At 36.0% G+C, this 18,799-nt stretch carries 19 protein-coding genes; 14 read left to right on the top strand and 5 right to left on the bottom strand.

Features of this window, described 5'->3' with window-relative positions:
* The first annotated feature begins 170 nt into the window (after window positions 1-170).
* The 9 genes from hflX (at window position 171) to BW946_RS12450 (ending at window position 9,640) form a co-directional block, all read left to right on the top strand.
* Window positions 171-1,394 carry a GTPase HflX gene (hflX, locus tag BW946_RS12490; RefSeq protein WP_076596498.1) on the top strand — a complete coding sequence of 408 codons (1,224 nt, stop codon included), beginning with the start codon at window positions 171-173 and terminating at the stop codon, window positions 1,392-1,394.
* Window positions 1,394-2,029, top strand: coding sequence for a DUF4919 domain-containing protein (locus BW946_RS12485; protein WP_076596497.1), 636 nt, complete (start codon window positions 1,394-1,396; stop codon window positions 2,027-2,029). The genes hflX and BW946_RS12485 overlap by 1 nt, the downstream gene beginning before the upstream one ends.
* 20 nt (window positions 2,030-2,049) lie before the next feature.
* Window positions 2,050-3,336, top strand: coding sequence for a cation:proton antiporter (locus BW946_RS12480; RefSeq protein WP_076596496.1), 1,287 nt, complete (start codon window positions 2,050-2,052; stop codon window positions 3,334-3,336).
* 6 nt (window positions 3,337-3,342) lie between these two features.
* Window positions 3,343-4,059, top strand: a complete 717-nt coding sequence (locus tag BW946_RS12475) for a DNA alkylation repair protein (RefSeq protein ID WP_076596495.1) — start codon at window positions 3,343-3,345, stop codon at window positions 4,057-4,059.
* A gap of 133 nt (window positions 4,060-4,192) precedes the next feature.
* Complete coding sequence (locus BW946_RS12470; RefSeq protein WP_076596494.1) at window positions 4,193-4,861, top strand: hypothetical protein; 669 nt, start codon at window positions 4,193-4,195, stop codon at window positions 4,859-4,861.
* A 17-nt stretch (window positions 4,862-4,878) separates the two neighbouring features.
* A complete protein-coding gene (locus BW946_RS12465; RefSeq protein WP_076596493.1) occupies window positions 4,879-6,897 on the top strand; it encodes a hypothetical protein in 2,019 nt (672 codons plus the stop codon).
* The gene (locus BW946_RS12460) at window positions 6,898-8,136 is read left to right on the top strand and encodes a hypothetical protein (RefSeq protein WP_076596492.1); all 1,239 of its coding nucleotides are present in this window, start codon (window positions 6,898-6,900) and stop codon (window positions 8,134-8,136) included.
* Window positions 8,137-8,164: 28 nt separating this feature from the next.
* Window positions 8,165-8,503 carry a DUF6122 family protein gene (locus BW946_RS12455; protein ID WP_076596491.1) on the top strand — a complete coding sequence of 113 codons (339 nt, stop codon included), beginning with the start codon at window positions 8,165-8,167 and terminating at the stop codon, window positions 8,501-8,503.
* 66 nt (window positions 8,504-8,569) lie between these two features.
* Complete coding sequence (locus tag BW946_RS12450; protein WP_076596490.1) at window positions 8,570-9,640, top strand: calcium:cation antiporter; 1,071 nt, start codon at window positions 8,570-8,572, stop codon at window positions 9,638-9,640.
* Window positions 9,641-9,704: 64 nt separating this feature from the next.
* Here BW946_RS12450 and BW946_RS12445 read toward each other — a convergent pair whose 3' ends face one another.
* On the bottom strand, window positions 9,705-10,085 hold the full coding sequence (locus tag BW946_RS12445; RefSeq protein WP_076596489.1) for a group III truncated hemoglobin: 381 nt from the start codon (window positions 10,083-10,085) through the stop codon (window positions 9,705-9,707).
* Window positions 10,086-10,296: 211 nt separating this feature from the next.
* On the opposite strand from BW946_RS12445, the gene BW946_RS12440 reads away from it, so the two are divergent.
* The 4 genes from BW946_RS12440 to BW946_RS12425 all read left to right on the top strand — a co-directional run bounded on the left by BW946_RS12440 (window position 10,297) and on the right by BW946_RS12425 (window position 13,575).
* Window positions 10,297-11,289 carry a hypothetical protein gene (locus BW946_RS12440; protein ID WP_076596488.1) on the top strand — a complete coding sequence of 331 codons (993 nt, stop codon included), beginning with the start codon at window positions 10,297-10,299 and terminating at the stop codon, window positions 11,287-11,289.
* Window positions 11,290-11,571: 282 nt separating this feature from the next.
* Window positions 11,572-12,543: an ion channel gene (locus tag BW946_RS12435; RefSeq protein WP_076596487.1), complete on the top strand. Its 972-nt coding sequence runs from the start codon at window positions 11,572-11,574 to the stop codon at window positions 12,541-12,543.
* On the top strand, window positions 12,544-13,032 hold the full coding sequence (locus BW946_RS12430) for a YkgJ family cysteine cluster protein (protein ID WP_076596486.1): 489 nt from the start codon (window positions 12,544-12,546) through the stop codon (window positions 13,030-13,032).
* 240 nt (window positions 13,033-13,272) lie between these two features.
* Entirely contained in the window at window positions 13,273-13,575 is a 303-nt protein-coding gene (locus tag BW946_RS12425; protein ID WP_076596485.1) for a hypothetical protein, read from the top strand.
* Window positions 13,576-13,618: 43 nt separating this feature from the next.
* Here BW946_RS12425 and BW946_RS12420 read toward each other — a convergent pair whose 3' ends face one another.
* The 4 genes from BW946_RS12420 to BW946_RS12405 all read right to left on the bottom strand — a co-directional run bounded on the left by BW946_RS12420 (window position 13,619) and on the right by BW946_RS12405 (window position 17,577).
* Window positions 13,619-13,987, bottom strand: a complete 369-nt coding sequence (locus BW946_RS12420; RefSeq protein ID WP_076596519.1) for an iron chaperone — start codon at window positions 13,985-13,987, stop codon at window positions 13,619-13,621.
* 130 nt (window positions 13,988-14,117) lie between these two features.
* Complete coding sequence (gene gdhA / locus BW946_RS12415; RefSeq protein ID WP_076596484.1) at window positions 14,118-15,476, bottom strand: NADP-specific glutamate dehydrogenase; 1,359 nt, start codon at window positions 15,474-15,476, stop codon at window positions 14,118-14,120.
* Window positions 15,477-15,666: 190 nt separating this feature from the next.
* Window positions 15,667-16,776 (bottom strand): DNA-processing protein DprA, encoded by a 1,110-nt coding sequence (gene dprA / locus BW946_RS12410; protein ID WP_076596483.1) that lies wholly within the window; start codon window positions 16,774-16,776, stop codon window positions 15,667-15,669.
* A 33-nt stretch (window positions 16,777-16,809) separates the two neighbouring features.
* Window positions 16,810-17,577, bottom strand: coding sequence for a rhomboid family intramembrane serine protease (locus BW946_RS12405; protein ID WP_076596482.1), 768 nt, complete (start codon window positions 17,575-17,577; stop codon window positions 16,810-16,812).
* 250 nt (window positions 17,578-17,827) lie between these two features.
* On the opposite strand from BW946_RS12405, the gene BW946_RS12400 reads away from it, so the two are divergent.
* Window positions 17,828-18,754, top strand: a complete 927-nt coding sequence (locus tag BW946_RS12400) for a DUF3078 domain-containing protein (protein ID WP_076596481.1) — start codon at window positions 17,828-17,830, stop codon at window positions 18,752-18,754.
* The last annotated feature ends 45 nt before the right edge of the window (window positions 18,755-18,799 follow it).

Below are 18,799 nucleotides of genomic sequence, written 5' to 3'. Positions count from 1 at the left end.
TTAAATAATTAAAAATCAAAAATTTATTATATAAAGCTATTGATTTTTTTGGAATATAACTCACTGGCAAACTTAAATTTATATTAAAATATATTATTAAATAAAAATTGATTTTGTTTTTTTTCCGAAAAATATTAACTTGTAAAAATCATAAACATAGACAGACCTTAATGTTAGAAAAGAAAGAACATAACTATGAGAAAGTGGTCCTGGTGGGTGTTATCACGCAGAATCAGGATGAAGAAAAGCTGACGGAGTATTTAGATGAACTGGAGTTTTTAGCTTTCACAGCAGGAGCAACCGTACAAAAGCGTTTTACCCAAAAACTAACTCAGCCTGATTCCAAAACCTTTATCGGTAGCGGTAAAGCTATTGAGATAAAAGAATATGTAAAAGAAAACGAGATCGGAACCGTAATTTTCGATGATGAACTCTCTCCTTCGCAGCTTAAAAACCTGGAAAGAGATATGGAAGTGAAAATCCTGGACCGTACCAATCTTATTCTTGATATTTTTGCCCAAAGAGCACAAACTTCATATGCAAGAACCCAGGTGGAACTGGCACAATATCAATATCTTTTGCCACGTCTGACAAGAATGTGGACCCACCTTGAACGTCAGAAAGGGGGAATTGGAATGAGAGGTCCCGGAGAAACAGAGATTGAAACTGACCGTCGTATTATCCGTGACAGAATTACATTGCTGAAAGAGAAACTGAAGACCATCGACAAGCAAATGGCTACCCAGCGTAATAACCGAGGGAAAGTTGTTCGTGCAGCTTTGGTAGGATATACCAACGTAGGGAAATCTACCCTGATGAATTCCATTTCAAAATCTGAAGTTTTTGCTGAAAATAAATTATTCGCTACACTGGATACCACAGTAAGAAAAGTGGTAATTGGAAATTTACCTTTTCTGTTAACAGACACCGTAGGATTTATCAGAAAATTACCCACTCAGCTTGTAGAATCATTCAAATCTACATTGGATGAAGTTCGCGAAGCTGATCTTTTAATCCACGTGGTAGATATTTCTCACGAAAGCTTTGAAGATCATATAGAATCTGTTAATCATATCCTGATGGAAATCAATGCTCATCAGAAGCCGATGATTATGGTTTTCAATAAAATTGATGATTTCAGCTATGAGAAAAAGGATGAAGATGATCTTACGCCTTCAACCCGTAAAAATATTTCTCTTGAGGAATGGAAAAAGACGTGGATGGCAAAATCAAAATATCCAACTGTATTCATCTCTGCCCTAACGAAAGAAAACTTCCCGGAAATGAAGAAAATGATCTATGATGAGGTTATGAAGATTCATATTTCCAGATTCCCATACAACGATTTCCTTTTCGAATATTTCGACAATGATGAGGAAGAAAGCAACAATTAATGAAGTATTACTTTTTCCTTTTATTCATCATGTTTTCGGTTTTTGGGTTCAGCCAGAAATCAAAAATTGATTTAAAAGCTATTGAGAAAAGTCTCAGGACTTCCGACTCTCCGTACAATTACGAAAAACTTATTTTCAAATTTAAAGGATATCCAAAGTCTCTGGACAGTATAGAAGCTCAATATCTGTATTACGGAAGAAATTTTAGGAACGATAAAATAAGTACATCAGATGACAGCTTTAAAAGTCTTGTAGAAGCTTTTAAGCAAAATAATTTTGCAGACTGTATCAAACAGGGGAAAGCTTTGTATGGTAAAGATCCTACCAATCTGGATATTCTGTTAATTCTTCTTAGGGCTTATGATTCTGTAAAAGATGGAAATAACTTTATCCATCATCTGAACCAGTTCCGTACCCTTACTGAAGGAATAAGAAGTTCAGGAGACGGAAAATCTGAGAAAACAGCTTATATCGTTAATTCGGTGGGAGATGAGTATATTCTTCTCAATATTCTGAATATAGGACAGGATTATACCAGGAGTTCAAAAGCTTCTAAAGATGCGATGTTTGATATATGGGAAAAGGATGGGAAGCAGATTTATATCAAAATACTGTATTTGGAACTCACTAACTAATCTTAAAATAAAAACACTTAGTGGAATTATATTATTCATTTTCAGCATTAATCGTATTAGCATCAATCTTTGCCTATCTTAACTACAGATTTTTAAAACTTCCGAGTACCATCGGAATTATGGTCATTGCCATTGTGGTTTCTATTTTTCTGGTCCTGTTCGGAGAAACGGTTCTTCCCAGAACTTTCGGACATCTTCATAAACTGATGAACGGCATAGATTTTACAGAAGTTCTGATGGGAGCCATGCTTAATTTTCTGCTCTTTGCAGGAGGAATTCATATTAATATTAATGATCTGAAAGAACAGTTCAGACCTGTAGTGATATTTTCCACGGTAGGTGTTGTGATTTCTACCTTTGTCGTAGGATTCGGAATGTTTTATCTGCTTCCTTATGTGGGAATAAAGCTTCCTTTTATCTACTGTCTTGTTTTTGGTGCTTTGATTTCTCCTACAGATCCGGTAGCGGTTCTGAGTGTACTGAAACAAGCCAATGTATCCAAATCACTGGAAACAAAAGTGGCCGGAGAATCTCTTTTTAATGACGGTATGGCGGTTGTAGTATTTACGGTGATCTTACAGCTGGCGGTCGGAAAAGAAGTTGATCTGAGTGTTGAAACCATCGGATTGCTTCTGCTTAAAGAAGCCGGAGGAGGTCTTTTACTCGGGGTTCTGTTAGGATGGGTTACTTCAAGATTGATGCGTGAAGTGGATGATTATATTATCTCTGTGTTGGTGACACTTTCTGTTGTAATGGGAGGGTATCTTATTGCCCGTCAGATGCATATTTCAGGACCATTGACAATGGTGGCCGCAGGATTGTTTATGGGGAACTTCAACAGAAGTTTCAAAATGAAATCAGTGACGCAGGACTATCTGATTAAATTCTGGGAGCTGATTGATGAAATTCTGAATGCTGTACTATTCCTGTTCATCGGTTTTGAACTTTTGATGATTAAAGATCTCAGACATTTCATGATTCCCGGCTTAGTTGCCATTGTGGTAGTTCTGTTTGCAAGATTTATTTCTATTTGGGGACCTACAAAATTTACTTCTCTGAGAAGAAGTTTCAGTCCACAGACGGTAAAAGTTCTCGTTTGGGGCGGAATCCGCGGAGGAGTTTCCATCGCATTGGCAATGTCTGTTCCTAAAAGTGAATACAGTGAGATTATTTTAAGTATAACTTATTGTGTAGTAGTATTCTCGATCATTGTTCAAGGGCTTACTATTGCAAAAGTGGCGAACCCTAAACAGATTGCAGAAGAGGAGGAAGAGCAGGAAAATATTGCTTTAGAAGAGAAAGCTTAATTTATTATGAGTATTGTTAAAGAAATACAGGACGCACTTGCTGTTTTATCCATTCCTGAAAAAGCAGAATTTCTTCCAAGATTTTTCAAAACGGGAAAAGGAGAATATGGTGAGGGTGATTTTTTTCTGGGGGTAAAAGTTCCGGATCAACGCTCTGTAGCCAAAGAATATTACTCGAAAATAAATTTACAAGAACTCAGCACCTTACTTTCTTCAAAATATCATGAGCACAGACTGACGGCTCTTTTTATGCTGATTTCAAAGTTCGAAAAAACAAAAGATAAAGCAGGAAAAGAAGAAGTGATCGCTTTTTATCTGGATCATCTTACCTATGTTAATAACTGGGATCTGGTAGATTCAACCTGTTATAAAATTTTAGGCAGATATGCGTTTGAAAATCAGAAAGAAAATCTTCTTAGAGAACTTTCGGAATCTGATGAGATGTGGCATAAAAGGATTGCTGTTGTCGGAACAATGCATTATATAAAAAAAGGGTCATTTGAGCTGACAAAAGAATTCGTCACCAGAAACCTGAAACATCCACATGATCTGATGCACAAAGCAAATGGATGGCTGCTAAGGGAAATGGGAAATAAAAATGAAGGAGAGCTGATCCGTTATCTGAATCAGTATTATAAAGAAATACCCAGAACCTGCCTTCGGTATGCTATTGAAAAACTGGATGAAGATCTTCGTCAGGACTACCTTAAAGGACGTATTTAAAAAATAATATACGGAAAAAGTACCGTATTTTCCCCTGAAAAAGTACCGGGAAACAGCTATTTATTCCCAAAAAATCAAAGATTATAAGGATGTAAGGCCAGAATTAAGTAATTTTGTGGTTTTAAACCTAATCATGAAAAAAATATTAAAACTATTTCTTCTTCTTCTTCCCCTGTTATTTTTAACAAGCTGTTTCGATATTCTGGATAAGGTGAACGTAAAAGCAGATGGTACAGGAGAATATACTATTATTCTTAATGCCAGTAAAAGCAAAGCACGGCTGGCTTCAATTTCCAAGATGGAAACCATCAACGGAAAAAAAGTTCCTAAAAAATCAGAAATTGAAAATAAAATCAATGAAGCTGCCAGAATTTTTAGAGCAACTCCGGGAATCAGCAATGTGAAAACCTCCATGGATTTTGATAATTACATCATCAAACTGAGTTGCAATTTCAAGAAAATAGAAAATATCAATGCCGGTCTGGAAAAACTAAAGGCTCAGAAAATATTGGGCAAAGTGGTTCCAACACAAGTATACAGCCAAAATCTTGAAAAAAAAATATTAACAAGGAATAAAGTAAATACCTTCAAAACAGATTACGACAAGATGAGTAAGGCTGATAAGGAGGTTTTTAACGATGCGAAATATACTTCCATTATGCAGTTTGAAAGCACGGTGAAATCACAAACGAATAATACGTATGTGCTTTCTCCAAATAAAAAAGCACTCAAGCTGGAGGCTGATATTCTGGATCTGATCCTTCAAAAAAAACAAATTCAAAACACTATTCTTTTTCAATAAATTTCTAAACTATAGTCATGAAATCTATCTTATTAAAAACGCAAACCATTATTTTTGTTCTCTTTGGCTTTACATGGGGTTTAGCTCAAAACAGCATGAAAATTCCTTCCGATGCCGTATTTTATATGGAAGTTAACGGAAAACAGCTTAATAATAAAATCAACTGGAATAAACTGAACCCTTTGCTGCATGAGCTCAGCAAAAAGAGCAAAGAAAACCTTTCATGGACAGATTATTCCAAAACAGGAATCAAATATGATGCTGTTCAATATCACTATGCAAGTTTTAATGACTCGATTAAAGCTTATAATACCCATTTTATCATTGATAATAGAGAAAAGTTCCAGGAGTTTATTAATTCTGTAAAGAAAAAAGGACAGGAAGTTTCCAGCAGAAAGAACTATTCTTATGTAGATATCAATGATGATATTTTTGTAGCGTGGAACGGAAGCCGTGCTGTTCTCAGCATGATCAGCTATACAAAACCGTATAAGGATCTTTGGGCAGAGGAAGCAGTTGCAGACAGTACAGCAGTTGCAGTGGTGGACTCCGCTTACGCAGAGCCGGGAGATACAGTCTATACTGAAGAGCCGGAAAAGCCGTTTGATTATAAAGAAGAGATCAAAAGCCTGAAGGAAGATATCAAGTATCTGAAAGAAAGTATAAAAGATAACAACAACGAGATCGCAAGAATCCAGAAAGATATCAAATACCTGGAGAAACATCATAAATATCCTGCAGATAAAGAAACTGCCGAGAATTCTGAAAATGGAGAGGAAATGCCTGATGCAGAATATGATGAGGAAGAAGAAAAAGCCTATCAGAAAGAACAGGACTCTATCCGAAGAGAAAACTTTAAGGTTGTTAAAAAGAACGCTGAAGATCGTTTTGACCAATATTTCAGTTCAAATTTAGAAATTGAAGTTCCAAAAGAGATGCTTACATTCAGAGATGCCAATTCCGATGTTTTTGTGTACACAGATTATGGAAGAATTGTAAATGAAGGTATCTACGGAAAAATGACGAAGTATTACAGCTACGGACAGTTTTTCAAAAACATGTACAACTCCAACTATACATACAATCTGTATTTTGATAAAGACAAAGTAAGACTGGTGAATAATTATCAGCACAAAAATAATGACATTCAAAAGAATATCTCTGCCATTTATAAAGGAAAGAAAAACAAAAAGCTGCTGCAACTGATCAATGAAAAAAGTGTCGGTTACTATGCCATGAATGTTAACGGGGCAAAATGTTTTGACATGATGTACAGCCTTCTTCAGAATTCCGGAGAAAATGAGTACAAAAAAGAAATGGAGCTGATCATGGAAACCATGAAAATTGTACTGGATGAAGAAGCAATTACCAAAATTGCACCCGGAAACGGAATCTTTGTTTTAAACGAATTGAAATCTAAAACAGTAGAATACACCGATTATGAATACGATGCGGATTTCAATGAAAAAGAAGTAAAGAAAACCAAAGAGATTGCTGTTCCCAACTTCACTTTCGCTTTTGCAACAGAGAACGAAGGCTACTGGAACCGTATTTTTGATATGCTTTCGACCAATAAAAAGCTTTCTAAAAGATTCTCTAAAAAAGGAGATTTGTACACATTTAAAGAAGAAAAAAACGGAGGCTATGTGGATCAGCTATTCTTTACCGTGAAAGATGGAGTAGTATATCTTATGAGTTCAGCAGATAATATTCTGCCGGTAGACCAATCTGATATTTCCAGAAAATGGGCAAAAGATTCAGCTAAATATCCTTTGTCGGGAAGACTGGATATCCGGAAACTTTTAACAGGATTAGATAAAGAATTCAAAAGTCCGAAAGAGAGAAAAACATTGGAGGCGATCAAAAAAAATGTTGGAGAATTGTATTATAAAACAGAAGTAAAAGGAGAAAGTATCCAGACTGAGATGAATTATAACATCAAAGATTCTTCGGAAAACAGCTTAATGTATTTCTTTGATATATTCGATCAGATTTTTAAAACAAAGGAAACAGACAAGAAGCCTCAAATTTTATAGATGAAAAAAAGGAAGATTATTATCCCGTTATTTTTATTGCTGGCTGTTGCAGTATATTTTGTAGCTTTTCACAAAGATAAAAGCCTTCAATATATTCCTGATAATGCAGATGCAGTGGTCTTAATTGACACGAAGAAATTAACGGGACAGTACCTCTTCAGTTTAGTAACTCATCCTTCAAAATGGTCCGGAAGTAAAAGAAAGAGTAAAAGTTCAGGATCAGTAAAATATTCAGGGATCAGAATACCGGATTTCCTGCAGGTCTTCCATATTAAAAACACCAGGCTGTCCGAATGGTACACGGTTTTGGAACTTAAAGACCCACAGAAGTTTATTGGTTTTTTAAAAAGTCAAAAGTTTGAATATAAAGGAAATAACCGCTTTCAGAAGGATCAGTTATTCTTTATGATAGACGGAAATTATTGCATTGCGGGAACGTCAGATCATGCTTTTGAAACTATTCAGAAAAAACTTCTACAGAGTTCTCTACATCATGTTTGGGATGCAGATAAATTTATTCAAAATACACTGGGAAGCATTTCATTCATTTCAGGACATAAGATCCGAAACTTTTCCATTGAGCTAAATGAGGATGAAATTGAAATCAATAATAATTCAAATCCGGAGATTCTTAATACGATTGCTTCAAAAGCTGAGAAAGGAAATCATTTTCTAGAACTTGAATTAGACAAAGAAAACATCAGGAATTTTATCAGTTTTTTCAAAAAAAGTATAGCAGATTCTTCACAGATAACATCTTTAAAGGCTGCTGCAGATCTTAGACAGATCAATGATACCATCGTCACGTATGAATATGATGATAATTTTAATGAAGTTGAAAAAAAGACGGTTCAAAAGATCACCCAGCCCAGCTATATGGTCGATATTCAGAGTAATGATCCTGAAAAAACCTGGCAGTATTTCCAGTCCGAAAAATGGATCAACAACGAAAATCAATTCACTGCAATTCCCTTTCAACCTAACAAAATCACGTCAAATAATAATGGCATTACGATAAAATCGACCCGAAATCCGATAGCAATGCCGCCGCGATTAAATGAAAACTATATTGTAATCAGAAATAATGCGTTGTTATATTCTTCTTTGAAAACACTGAGTATCACTGAAAAAAGAATCATCTCAGATATCGATTATGTATTGTACGGAAATCAATCCGGTCATTATTGGATAAAAATAAAAGCAAAGAAAGGAGAATTACCCTTAATTTTACGATGGTAAGCAAAGAACCCGAATAAAATTTTCATGAATGGCTTCATCAGACATCGCATTGCTCAAAACTTTTACGCATTATTTTTTGCATCTTGTTTTTCCTGTTTTTATCGCATTGATTTTTTATCGTAAAAACTGGAAAAAGGCATATTTCATTCTCCTCGCTACGATGCTGGTAGATCTTGACCATCTTTTTGCCAATCCTGTTTTTGATCCTTCAAGAGAAAGCATAGGTTTTCATTTTTTACATTCTTATTACGCCATTGCGGTGTATTTTTTGCTGTTGTTCTTCAAAGGAAATATCAGAATTATAGGAATAGGGCTTCTGTTTCATATGTTCACAGATTATCAGGATTTTAACTTCTGGCCTCATTAAAATATTATTAATATTTTCTTTTAATATTGAAATTATTATAGATTTTTTGTATTTTGTAGTCACGATATGAGACTAAAAGAACTTTTACATTATACCTATATTTTTCCTATTCTGGCAGTAGGGTACTATTTTTCCGGTTTTATGGGAAGTGGTGTCTTTAATGATATTCTTGCCGGTATTTTATTGATCGGAAGTGTTTTATCAGCAGTACATCATGCTGAAGTTGTAGCTCATAAAGTAGGAGAGCCTTTTGGGACCATCATTCTGGCTCTTTGTATCACCATTATTGAAGTGGCACTCATCATCTCGCTGATGGTTGCCGGCGGAGATCAGGCGATCACGCTGGCCAGAGATACGGTTTTTGCTGCTGTAATGCTTATTCTTAATGGAATTCTCGGAATATGTATTTTGGCAGGCGGCTTTAAATATCATGAGCAGTTCTTCGCAAGAACCTCAGCAACTACTTATCTGGTGAGTATTGTTTCCATTCTGATACTTACCCTTGTTCTTCCCAATTTTACATCAAGTGTCAACGGACCATTCTATAACGAAGCACAGCTTGTTTTTATATCCATAGCATGTCTTGTCATTTACGGGGTTTTCCTGATGGTACAGACGGTTCGTCACAGAAGCTACTTTATTGTTCCTGATGAGCATCCTGAAGAACATTATATACCTTCTTTACCAAAAACGCTTATCAGCTTTATTTTTCTGGTAATTTGTCTTGTTATTGTCGTACTGATGGCGAAAGGATTATCAGATACCATAGAAGGTATGGTACAGAGTCTTGGAGCTCCAAAATCCCTGGTTGGGGTAATTATTGCTGCCGTAGTTCTTCTTCCTGAAGGGGTTGCTGCGATCCGTGCAGCAAGAGCCAATCAAATCCAGTCCAGCTTAAATCTGGCATTAGGCTCTGCACTGGCAAGTATTGGTCTTACTATTCCTGCAGTTTCAGCGGTATGCATTATGTATGATATTCCACTTGTATTAGGTTTGGACAAAAAAGACATTATTCTGCTTTCTTTATCCGTATTTATTGTAATGTTATCTTTAAGTCGCGGTAAGACAAATGTTCTTTATGGTACTGTTCTGTTGGTAAATCTGGCAGCTTATATCTTTACAGTAATAGTTCCTTAAAAAAGCAAAAAGAATTCCATTTGAAATCAATTCCCGAAAACTTCAAAACGGGAACTCAAAGCACTTAGAGCCTTCTGGCCAGCTCCATTTTGAAAGCCATAAGTTTGGCTATATTTTCGGATTTGTAGATTGCCATGTCTGCATTTTCTCCTACAAAGTTTTCCTCAATAGTAGTGCGCCAAAGAAGCAGCCATCTGTCAAAATGCTTTTGTTCCATCGCCTGTATCTCGTTAATCGGGAAGTGTACACCCATTGGATTTCCTTTATAGGTCATCTGCCCGAAAAGAATAGACTCCCAGAAAGAATACATTTTAGGAAGATGCTGATCCCAGTCTACCTTAGCAATATCATTAAAAAAGAATCCAATGGTTTCATCTTTAACAACTTTGTTGTAAAATGAATTGACAAGGTATTCAATATCTTCTCTTGATTCAAGCTTTTTCATAGTTCAAATTTAATATAATTCACATTAAAAATTCCAGTCCCGAAATTGATAAATTTCATATAGACAGTATTTTACAACCCGTGCTGTAAAAATATAGAAGTATAAAATGAAAAAATTGGGAAAGATTAAAATTTGATTAATTCGCAAAAAAACACCTTAAAAGAATCCATTTTTTGTAAATTTAATTATTAAACACTAAAAAATTATTAAAATGACTAAAAAAATCAATTCTATTTGTATTCTCTTACTGATGTTTTCGGTGTCATGTTCAAGGGATGAAGTGAGTACTATTAATGATGATTCAGAAAAAGTGAATTATTCTGAAGTAAAGAATTCGCAGCTTACAGAGGCGAAAATGCTTCAGCAAGGCTGGAAAATTGTAGATGAGTTTAAATTGTCAGGTAATAATGGACTGAGTGCCCGCTATCGTTCATCTAATGAAGAGCGTGAAATTCCATTCAGGCCCAATCATCTGAAAGATATGGGATATGATATTAGTTATTCCGGAGAAAGAACGAGGTTGAAAAATGTTTTTGCTTACTCTGGTCAGGTTCCGGATGGAATTATTTTTAATCCTGACCTTTCTGTAGATGGAGATACACGGAATACAGCTCCTAATCCTAATGTTTCCATTGTTCTGGGAACTCCTGAGGTATCCATAAAAACAGATGGGGTGGATTTACCGGATAATGCCTATACCACGGAGGCGATTAATATTGGCGACAGAGAAAGTGAAATTACGGTAACCTATTCTTATAAAAAAGGATATTCTACCTCCTGGAAACGTACTGTCTCAGGTTCATTTGAAGTGGCAGCATCAGTATCCGTTGATATTCCGTTAGTGGCAAAAGCTTCGGCAAGCACAAAAGTTGTGGTGGGAGGAGATACAACGGAAGGAACAGAAAACTCTGAAGAAATTACGGAGACCAGCAGCTACAAGACCATCGTTCCTGCCCATTCTAAAAAGTCTATTTCTGTCCTTACGAAACTGAAAGGATCATCTGTTGAATACTTTGTACCTATGAAATTAACCGGAAGATTGCAAGCCAACTTTCCTTCTCCTGTAGATGGACATTATTATTGGGCCTTTCCTATCGAAAGCTTTCCTGATTTTCTTGCCAATATACATGGAGAATCGGGGATTGTAAAATCTGTCAGCAATGTAAGTGTTACGGTAATGGAATCACCGGCACAACCTATATAAAACTATTTTAATAAAGATTGTATAAACAGCAGAAATTCAAAATTTCTGCTGTTTTTTTGTTTTAGTTCTTTTGAATGAAAGTTCAATAAAGCCCTTTGATAAAGCAATCTGTCATCTGAATGATGAATATTAAAGGATGATTCCTAAAAAGCATTGATATCTTAATGGATTCTATTCTTAACTTTGCTTTTTAAATATCTGTAAGTTGAAAAAAGAGCTGATCATCAGATGGCTTACTGATAGAGGAAAATCATAATATAACAAAGTCAAAATGATTAACAAATGACAGGAGGACTCAGAAAAAAGATCCGTCAGAAAAATGCGGAGAACAGTGGTTTCGGAACCAATGCCTCAGGAAGGTTTATCAATAAAGATGGTCTCCCGAATGTTCAGAGAAGAGGAGTGAACGTTTTTAACAGGCTAAGCTGGTATCACACCATGCTGAATCTCTCTTCATTCCGTTTTATATCTTATCTGGTTATTGCTTATATCATCATTAATCTTTTGTTTGCTATGATCTATTATCTTATTGGTGTAGAACATCTTACCGGGATTGATAAGAGTGATCCGCTTAATGAATTTATTGATGTTTTTTTCTTCAGCTCTCAGACATTTACTACGGTTGGATATGGAAGAATCGCTCCTGTAGGTTTTCTGGCAAGTCTTGTGGCTACTTTTGAAGCTTTTCTGGGATTGCTTACCTTTGCCATTGCAACAGGGCTTTTTTACGGAAGATTTTCAAGGCCCCGTGCCTATCTTAGGTTTTCTGATATAGCCGTTATTGCTCCTTTTCAGGAATCTTCAGCATTAATGTTCAGGCTTGCTCCCTATAAGAATAATGCGCTGACGGATGCAGACGTTATTGTATCTGTAGCCATTGAGGTGATAGAAAACGGAGTAGCCAAAAGTAATTTTTACGGGCTTACGACACAGATGAGCAAAATCAATACGCTGGCTCTCAACTGGACTGTGGTGCATAAAATTGATGAAAACTCTCCGTTTTACGGATTTTCTGAGGAAGATTTTAAAAATACGGATATGGAACTTATCGTACAGGTACGCGCTTTTGATGAAGTGTTTTCAAATACGGTGGTTCAAAGGTCTTCGTATACTACAGGAGAAATTGTATATGGAGCTAAATTTGTTCCGATGTATTATCCAAACAAAGAAAATCTTTCAACGGTACTGGATCTGGATAAAATCAATGAATATAAGAAAGAAGAACTCCCGGATTCAGTGATAAACAAAGCATAAATGGATTTAGATTTTTATAAAAAACAAGCGATACAAAAGCAGAAAGAGCATAAGAAATTTCTGGACGGATTAAAAAAGAAACCACCCAAAAACCTCGACTATGCAGTACAGGAAACCCATGATGAAGTTTTTGAAGAAATAGACTGTCTGCAATGTGCTAATTGCTGCAAAACAACCGGTCCTCTCTATACTGAAAAAGATATTGAGCGAATTGCCAAACATCTCCGAATGAAGTCTGCAGACTTTGAAGCAAAGTTTTTAAGAGTGGATGAAGATAATGATAAAGTTCTGCAAAATCTTCCCTGTTTTTTTCTGAATGGTGATAATACATGCTCTATCTATGATGTAAGACCAAAAGCTTGTCGGGAATATCCCCATACAGACCGTAAGAAGATTTACCAGATCAATAATTTGATGCTTAAAAATACTGTTATCTGTCCTGCAGCATTTGAATTTGTAGAAAAAATGATGAAGAATATAGAGAAGTAGATTTCAAGGATGGAAGCAGGAGGAGGGAGAGGGAAGTTTTGAGAGTAAAAACGGTTTAATTAAAGTCTTTTAACCGGAATAAACTTCCAGCTTCCGGCATCAGTCTTCCAACCAAATCACCCGAACTTATTTTTTGCAAATTCCTCTTAAATAATTATAAATTCCGTTAAATAAGCTTTTTACATATAATTTCACAAATGATGCTTCGTTTTAGTTAAACAATCATTTAAATATTATATTATGAAAAAGTTATTTTTAACGGCAGCGTTTACATTAGTCGGAGTAATCGCAGTATCAGCACAATCAACAACACAAAAGCCGGCCGATACTTCTACTAATAACACTACGACAACTCAAACTCAACAACCAAATACTCAGACTACAAGTCCTTCGGATCCAAAGAATCAACAGGAAAAATCACCTGCAACTACAATGGAAACTGCACCTGCAACGGATCCATCAGTAAGTACAACGCCTACTGATGCTACTAAACCTGCAGATGCTCCTAAAGAAGAGAAGAAAGACAAAAAGAAGAAAAAGTAAAGCACTTTAGCAAACACCAGCCGGAATCCTGAAATCTTTTATTTCAGGATTTTTTTTGGTCAATTTCTTCCACTCTGAACAGGAGGATCTTAGTAATGAGATCCAGTGGAAGATCTTCATGAATTGGAAATTGGACAGCGCCTTTAGAAAACTTATATTTTCTTTCCTTAAAATCTGTCTCAAAATTCCGGATACCTTCAGATCCCGGATAGAATCCGATATGCTTTTTGTAACCCGCAAAATAAACAAATGGTTTTCCTTTGTACCGGAAGGCAGGCATCTGATATCCAATATATTCTTCAAGATCCGGAACCTGTAAATGAATTGCTTTCCTAAGTTCTTGAAGCTTTTCCTGTATTTCTACCGAAAACAGGAAAATGTATTCATCAATATTTGTAAACGTGCTTTGCATGATATAAAAATAAAAAAAGCGCTGCATATAGCAGCGCTTTCTCCTTTCACTTTTTACTTTTTTCCCATTATCCCGGGAACAGGCTATATCAAAAAAGGTCGGGAGTTTTTCCCAACCTTTGTTTTTTTCGTTACACAACTCCTTGAGCCAACATTGCTTCTGCTACTTTTACGAAGCCGGCAATATTTGCACCTTTTACGTAGTTTACATAACCGTCTTCGTCTTTTCCGTAGTCTCTACAAGCTTTGTGGATACCGATCATGATTTCCTTTAATCTTGCATCAACTTCTTCGGAAGTCCAGTTAAGACGGATAGAGTTCTGAGTCATTTCTAATCCTGATGTAGCAACACCTCCAGCGTTGGAAGCTTTACCAGGAGAGAATAATACTTTATTATCTAAGAAATAGTTGATAGCATCAAGTGTGGAAGGCATGTTCGCAGCTTCAGTCACACAAACACATCCGTTTTCAACTAATTTTCTTGCATCATCTATATCTAATTCGTTTTGAGTTGCAGAAGGGAAGGCAACGTCACACTTCACATCCCAAGGACGTTTTCCAGCATGGAATTCAGCAGAAGGATATTTTTTAGCATAGTCTTCCGCTCTGTTGTTTCCGGAAGATCTAAGCTCTAATAAATAATCGATCTTTTCTCCGCTGATACCATCTTTATCATAGATGTATCCATCTGGTCCAGAGATTGTTACTACTTTAGCGCCTAATTCAGTTGCTTTTTTGATCACTCCCCACGCTACGTTTCCGAAACCTGATACCGTTACGATTTTATCCTGGAAATTTTGTCCGATCGTTTTAAGCATCTGCTCTGCGAAGTATACTACACCGTATCCTGTAGCTTCAGGACGGATTAATGAACCTCCGTAAGCAAGACCTTTTCCTGTAAGAACTCCGGTAAACTCGTTTCTGATTTTTTTATACTGTCCGAATAAATATCCGATTTCTCTTGCTCCAACACCGATGTCCCCTGCAGGTACATCTGTTTCAGGGCCGATGTGCTTGCACAATTCTGTCATGAAAGCCTGGCAGAAACGCATTACTTCCATATCAGATTTTCCTTGTGGATCGAAATCTGAACCTCCTTTACCACCTCCCATTGGAAGAGTTGTCAAAGAGTTTTTGAATACTTGTTCAAAAGCTAAGAATTTAAGAACGGATAAGTTTACAGTAGGATGGAAACGGATTCCTCCTTTGTATGGTCCAATAGCAGAGTTCATTTGAATTCTGAAACCTCTGTTAACCTGAATTTCTCCTTTGTCATCAACCCATGGAACTCTGAAAATAATAATTCTTTCAGCTTCAGCCATTCTTTCAAGCAGCTTCATTCCGGTATATTCTTTTTTAGTAGCAATGAATGGAATTACGGTTACGGCAACTTCTTTTACAGCCTGTAAAAATTCCGGTTCGTTAGGATTTTTTGCTTCAATTTTTGCAATAAACTCTTGGATTTTCTGGTCAATATTATATTGTTCCATATATTAAGGTTGAATATTATTGTCAACAAATTTAATTTTTTTTTCAAGATTCACAACACTATATTTTAACATTGTTAAAAATTAAATAATAATGTTCCGTAATATTATTAAATTAATAATTTACGTTCAAATTTTGTTAAAAATGAAATGTTATGTGTGAAATAATGCAGTATTAAGAAATCATTAAATCTTAAATGGCGATGAATTGTCTCCCGGAAAATGATTTTACTTTCCCTAAAAGTTCCAATTCCAAAATTATTGGTAAAATTTTGTGAGTGGCAAGATCAATTCTCTGGGCCAGGTCATCTAATGAAATCTGAGGCTGGTCTTTAATAGATTGATATATTAAGTTTTGATTGCCAGATAATTGTAAAGTAGTCTCGCAATAAGGAAATAACTCTTCCATTTTTTCTTTGGGACCATTTAACCCGAGAAGTCCGATAAGATCTTTTAAGGTAGAAATGGCTGTTGCTTTATTATGGAATATCAACTGATTACATCCCTGGCTGCAGCTGTCCGTAATTTTTCCAGGCAGCGCAAAAACATCACGGTTATAATCATTAGCGAAGGCAGCTGTGCTTACAGAGCCTCCTCCAAAACCGGTTTCCACTACAATAGTTGCCGGAGATATTCCTGCGACAATTCTGTTTCTTTGGATGAAGTTTTCCCGGTCTGGTTTTCTTGCAGAGCTGAACTCTGTTATTAATACGCCTCCTTCCTGTAAAATTTTTTCAGAAAGTTTTCTGTTTTTTGCCGGATATAAATACCTGAAACCATGTGCAAGAACCGCTATGGTAGGTTTCCGGTGGCGAATAGACTGTTCGTGAACTTCTTTGTCGATGCCTAAAGCGAGACCACTTACAGATGTATATTCTGAAGATTGTGTTGCTTCAAAAAAGTCTTCAATGAACTGCTTCCCATAAGTTGTCATATTACGGGTTCCTACAATACTTACTTTTGGTTGTGCCTCATCAATATTTCCTTTTTGATAAAGAATAGCCGGTGCGTCATTACATTCATTAAGCAGGGATGGGGTTTCTTGAAGGTGTCTGAGCCTTATTTGAATATTATTTTTTTCGCAAAAATCCAATTCTTCTTCTGCAAATTCCAAATGAACCTTATTTCCAATGTCTGAAACCGTTCTTTGTCCTATTCCTTCCAGTTTTTTATACTCTTTTTTTGCTCTTTTCCAGGCATCCTGAGCACTTCCGAATGTACGGACAAGCTTATGAAAATGAATGTCGCCAATCTGGCTGCACTCGCGAAGGGCGATTGAATATAAGTATTCTTCGGAAATCATGTGTGTTTTTCTTCAAATGTAGTAAATTAAGTTTTATCTTTTTCTCAATTCCTCCAGATGATCCCAGATATCATCTTTTTTCTTGTAGGGAAGTTCCATAAAATCCTCAGGATGATTTTCCTTATATTCCTGCCACAATTTATCATCTTTTTCGCTATAATAATTCGGAAACTCCCAGATAAATTTTTTCTTCTTTTCTCCTACGTTTTTAAAAGCAAACGCAATAATACTGCCTACTACAGCTCCGGAAAGATGGGCCTGCCATGAAATTTTACTCGGTTCCTGCATATTATAAAACAGTTCTTCCGGAAGCATTCCCCAAACCAAGCTGCCATAATAAAGCACTACAAGCATTGAAATAGTAAGAAGTTTTGTATTCCATTTGAATACCCCGCTGAAGAAAAGGAAAAAAGCAAGAACATATACCACACCGCTGGCTCCGATGGTACAAGTGTACATATATTCGCCAGTGAGAATGTCAATTGGAGGAAGCAGCCATACCAAAAGCCCCGTTGCCAGCCAGCCGATAATAAAAACTTTATTGGCTACCACAGGGTAAAACTGATATAATAAAAACATAAGTGCCGCTATCGGGATAGAGTTTCCTATAATATGATCGATGTTTCCATGTAAGAGGGGAGATGTAACTATGCCAAATAATCCCTCGGGCAAGAGAGGAATAATGGCTCCAAAACAGCTTTGAAAAAAGCCCTGCATTTGTAAAAAATATCCGAACCACATCGCTGAAAGCATTAGCAATGGGTATATAACCGCTCTTTTGGAAATTACATTTTTGAACATGTGGATTTTACGTCAAATCAAAAGCCAATGATAAATTTCGGAAAATTTGGCGATGAATAAGTTTCTACCGACCTGATTTTAAGACAAAAGGTATTAAATTTAACTGTTGAACTTATTATTTTGGCATTGATTTTATAGAAATATCTTGTTATGAGGTGATTAAACTTTATTGAAATCAGATTCTTTTAAAGCCAGATTTACCTTAAAAAAAATTATATTAATATTTTTGCATTGAAAATTATTTAGAGTAATGAAGAAGTTTTTATTGATTCTTTCCTGTTTTATAGGAATAAATGCAAGTGCACAAGAAGAATTGAAAAAAGATTCCGTAGTTGCAGACACTGTAAAATACTGGTCAGTAATGGGAAAAAATACATTAATGATTAACCAGGCTGCCTTTTCAAACTGGGTAGGAGGTGGTGCCAACAACGTAGGATGGCTTGCCGGTGTCAATTACAATATAACCTATGAAAAAGACAAAGATCTTTGGGAGAATATTATTATACTGGGTTATGGGCAGAATGACACAAAAGGGTTAGGAATAAGAAAAACCCAGGATGTGATCAATGTTTCTACCAATTATGGGAGGAAGTTTTCAAAAAGCTGGTATTTCTCTTCAGGAGCTGGTTTACAGTCACAGTTTGCAGCAGGGTATGAAGATGGAAATAATCCTGAGGCGAAGAAAATATCAAATTTTATGGCGCCAGGTTATCTGAATGTCGGTATGGGTATCACATACAGACCGAATGATGATCTGACTGTCACTTTACGTCCTATCAACGCCAGATGGACTTTTGTATTGGATAAAGATCTTCAGACGGCTGGAAGTTATGGGTTAAAAAATGACGGTGATACCTCCTTACTGCAATTCGGTTTCCTGGGAACGGCAATATATAAACTGAAAATAATGGAAGATATTTACTTAACCAATACAGCTTCTGTTTTCTCGAATTACCTCGACCGTCCGGATAGATTGGTTCTTGCTTATGGAGCTTTACTGAACCTGAAAGTAAACAAATATATCTCATCCAATGTGACAGTAGATTTGCTCTACGATCATAATCAGATAGAAAAAACGCAGTTAAAACAAACTCTTGGAATCGGTTTCGCTTATACGCTGGATAATGGGGTGAAACGCTCCGACCGTAAAGACAGCCAGTGGTGGATTAAAAAATGATGTAGAATAAAATACTTAAACAGGAAAAGCACTTCATAAATGAGG

This window comes from Chryseobacterium sp. RU33C (assembly GCF_900156015.1).
In the GTDB taxonomy this organism is placed as follows: domain Bacteria; phylum Bacteroidota; class Bacteroidia; order Flavobacteriales; family Weeksellaceae; genus Chryseobacterium; species Chryseobacterium candidae.
The sequence above is the reverse complement of the archived record's forward strand: the minus strand, read 5'-3'. Positions and strand labels throughout refer to the sequence as shown.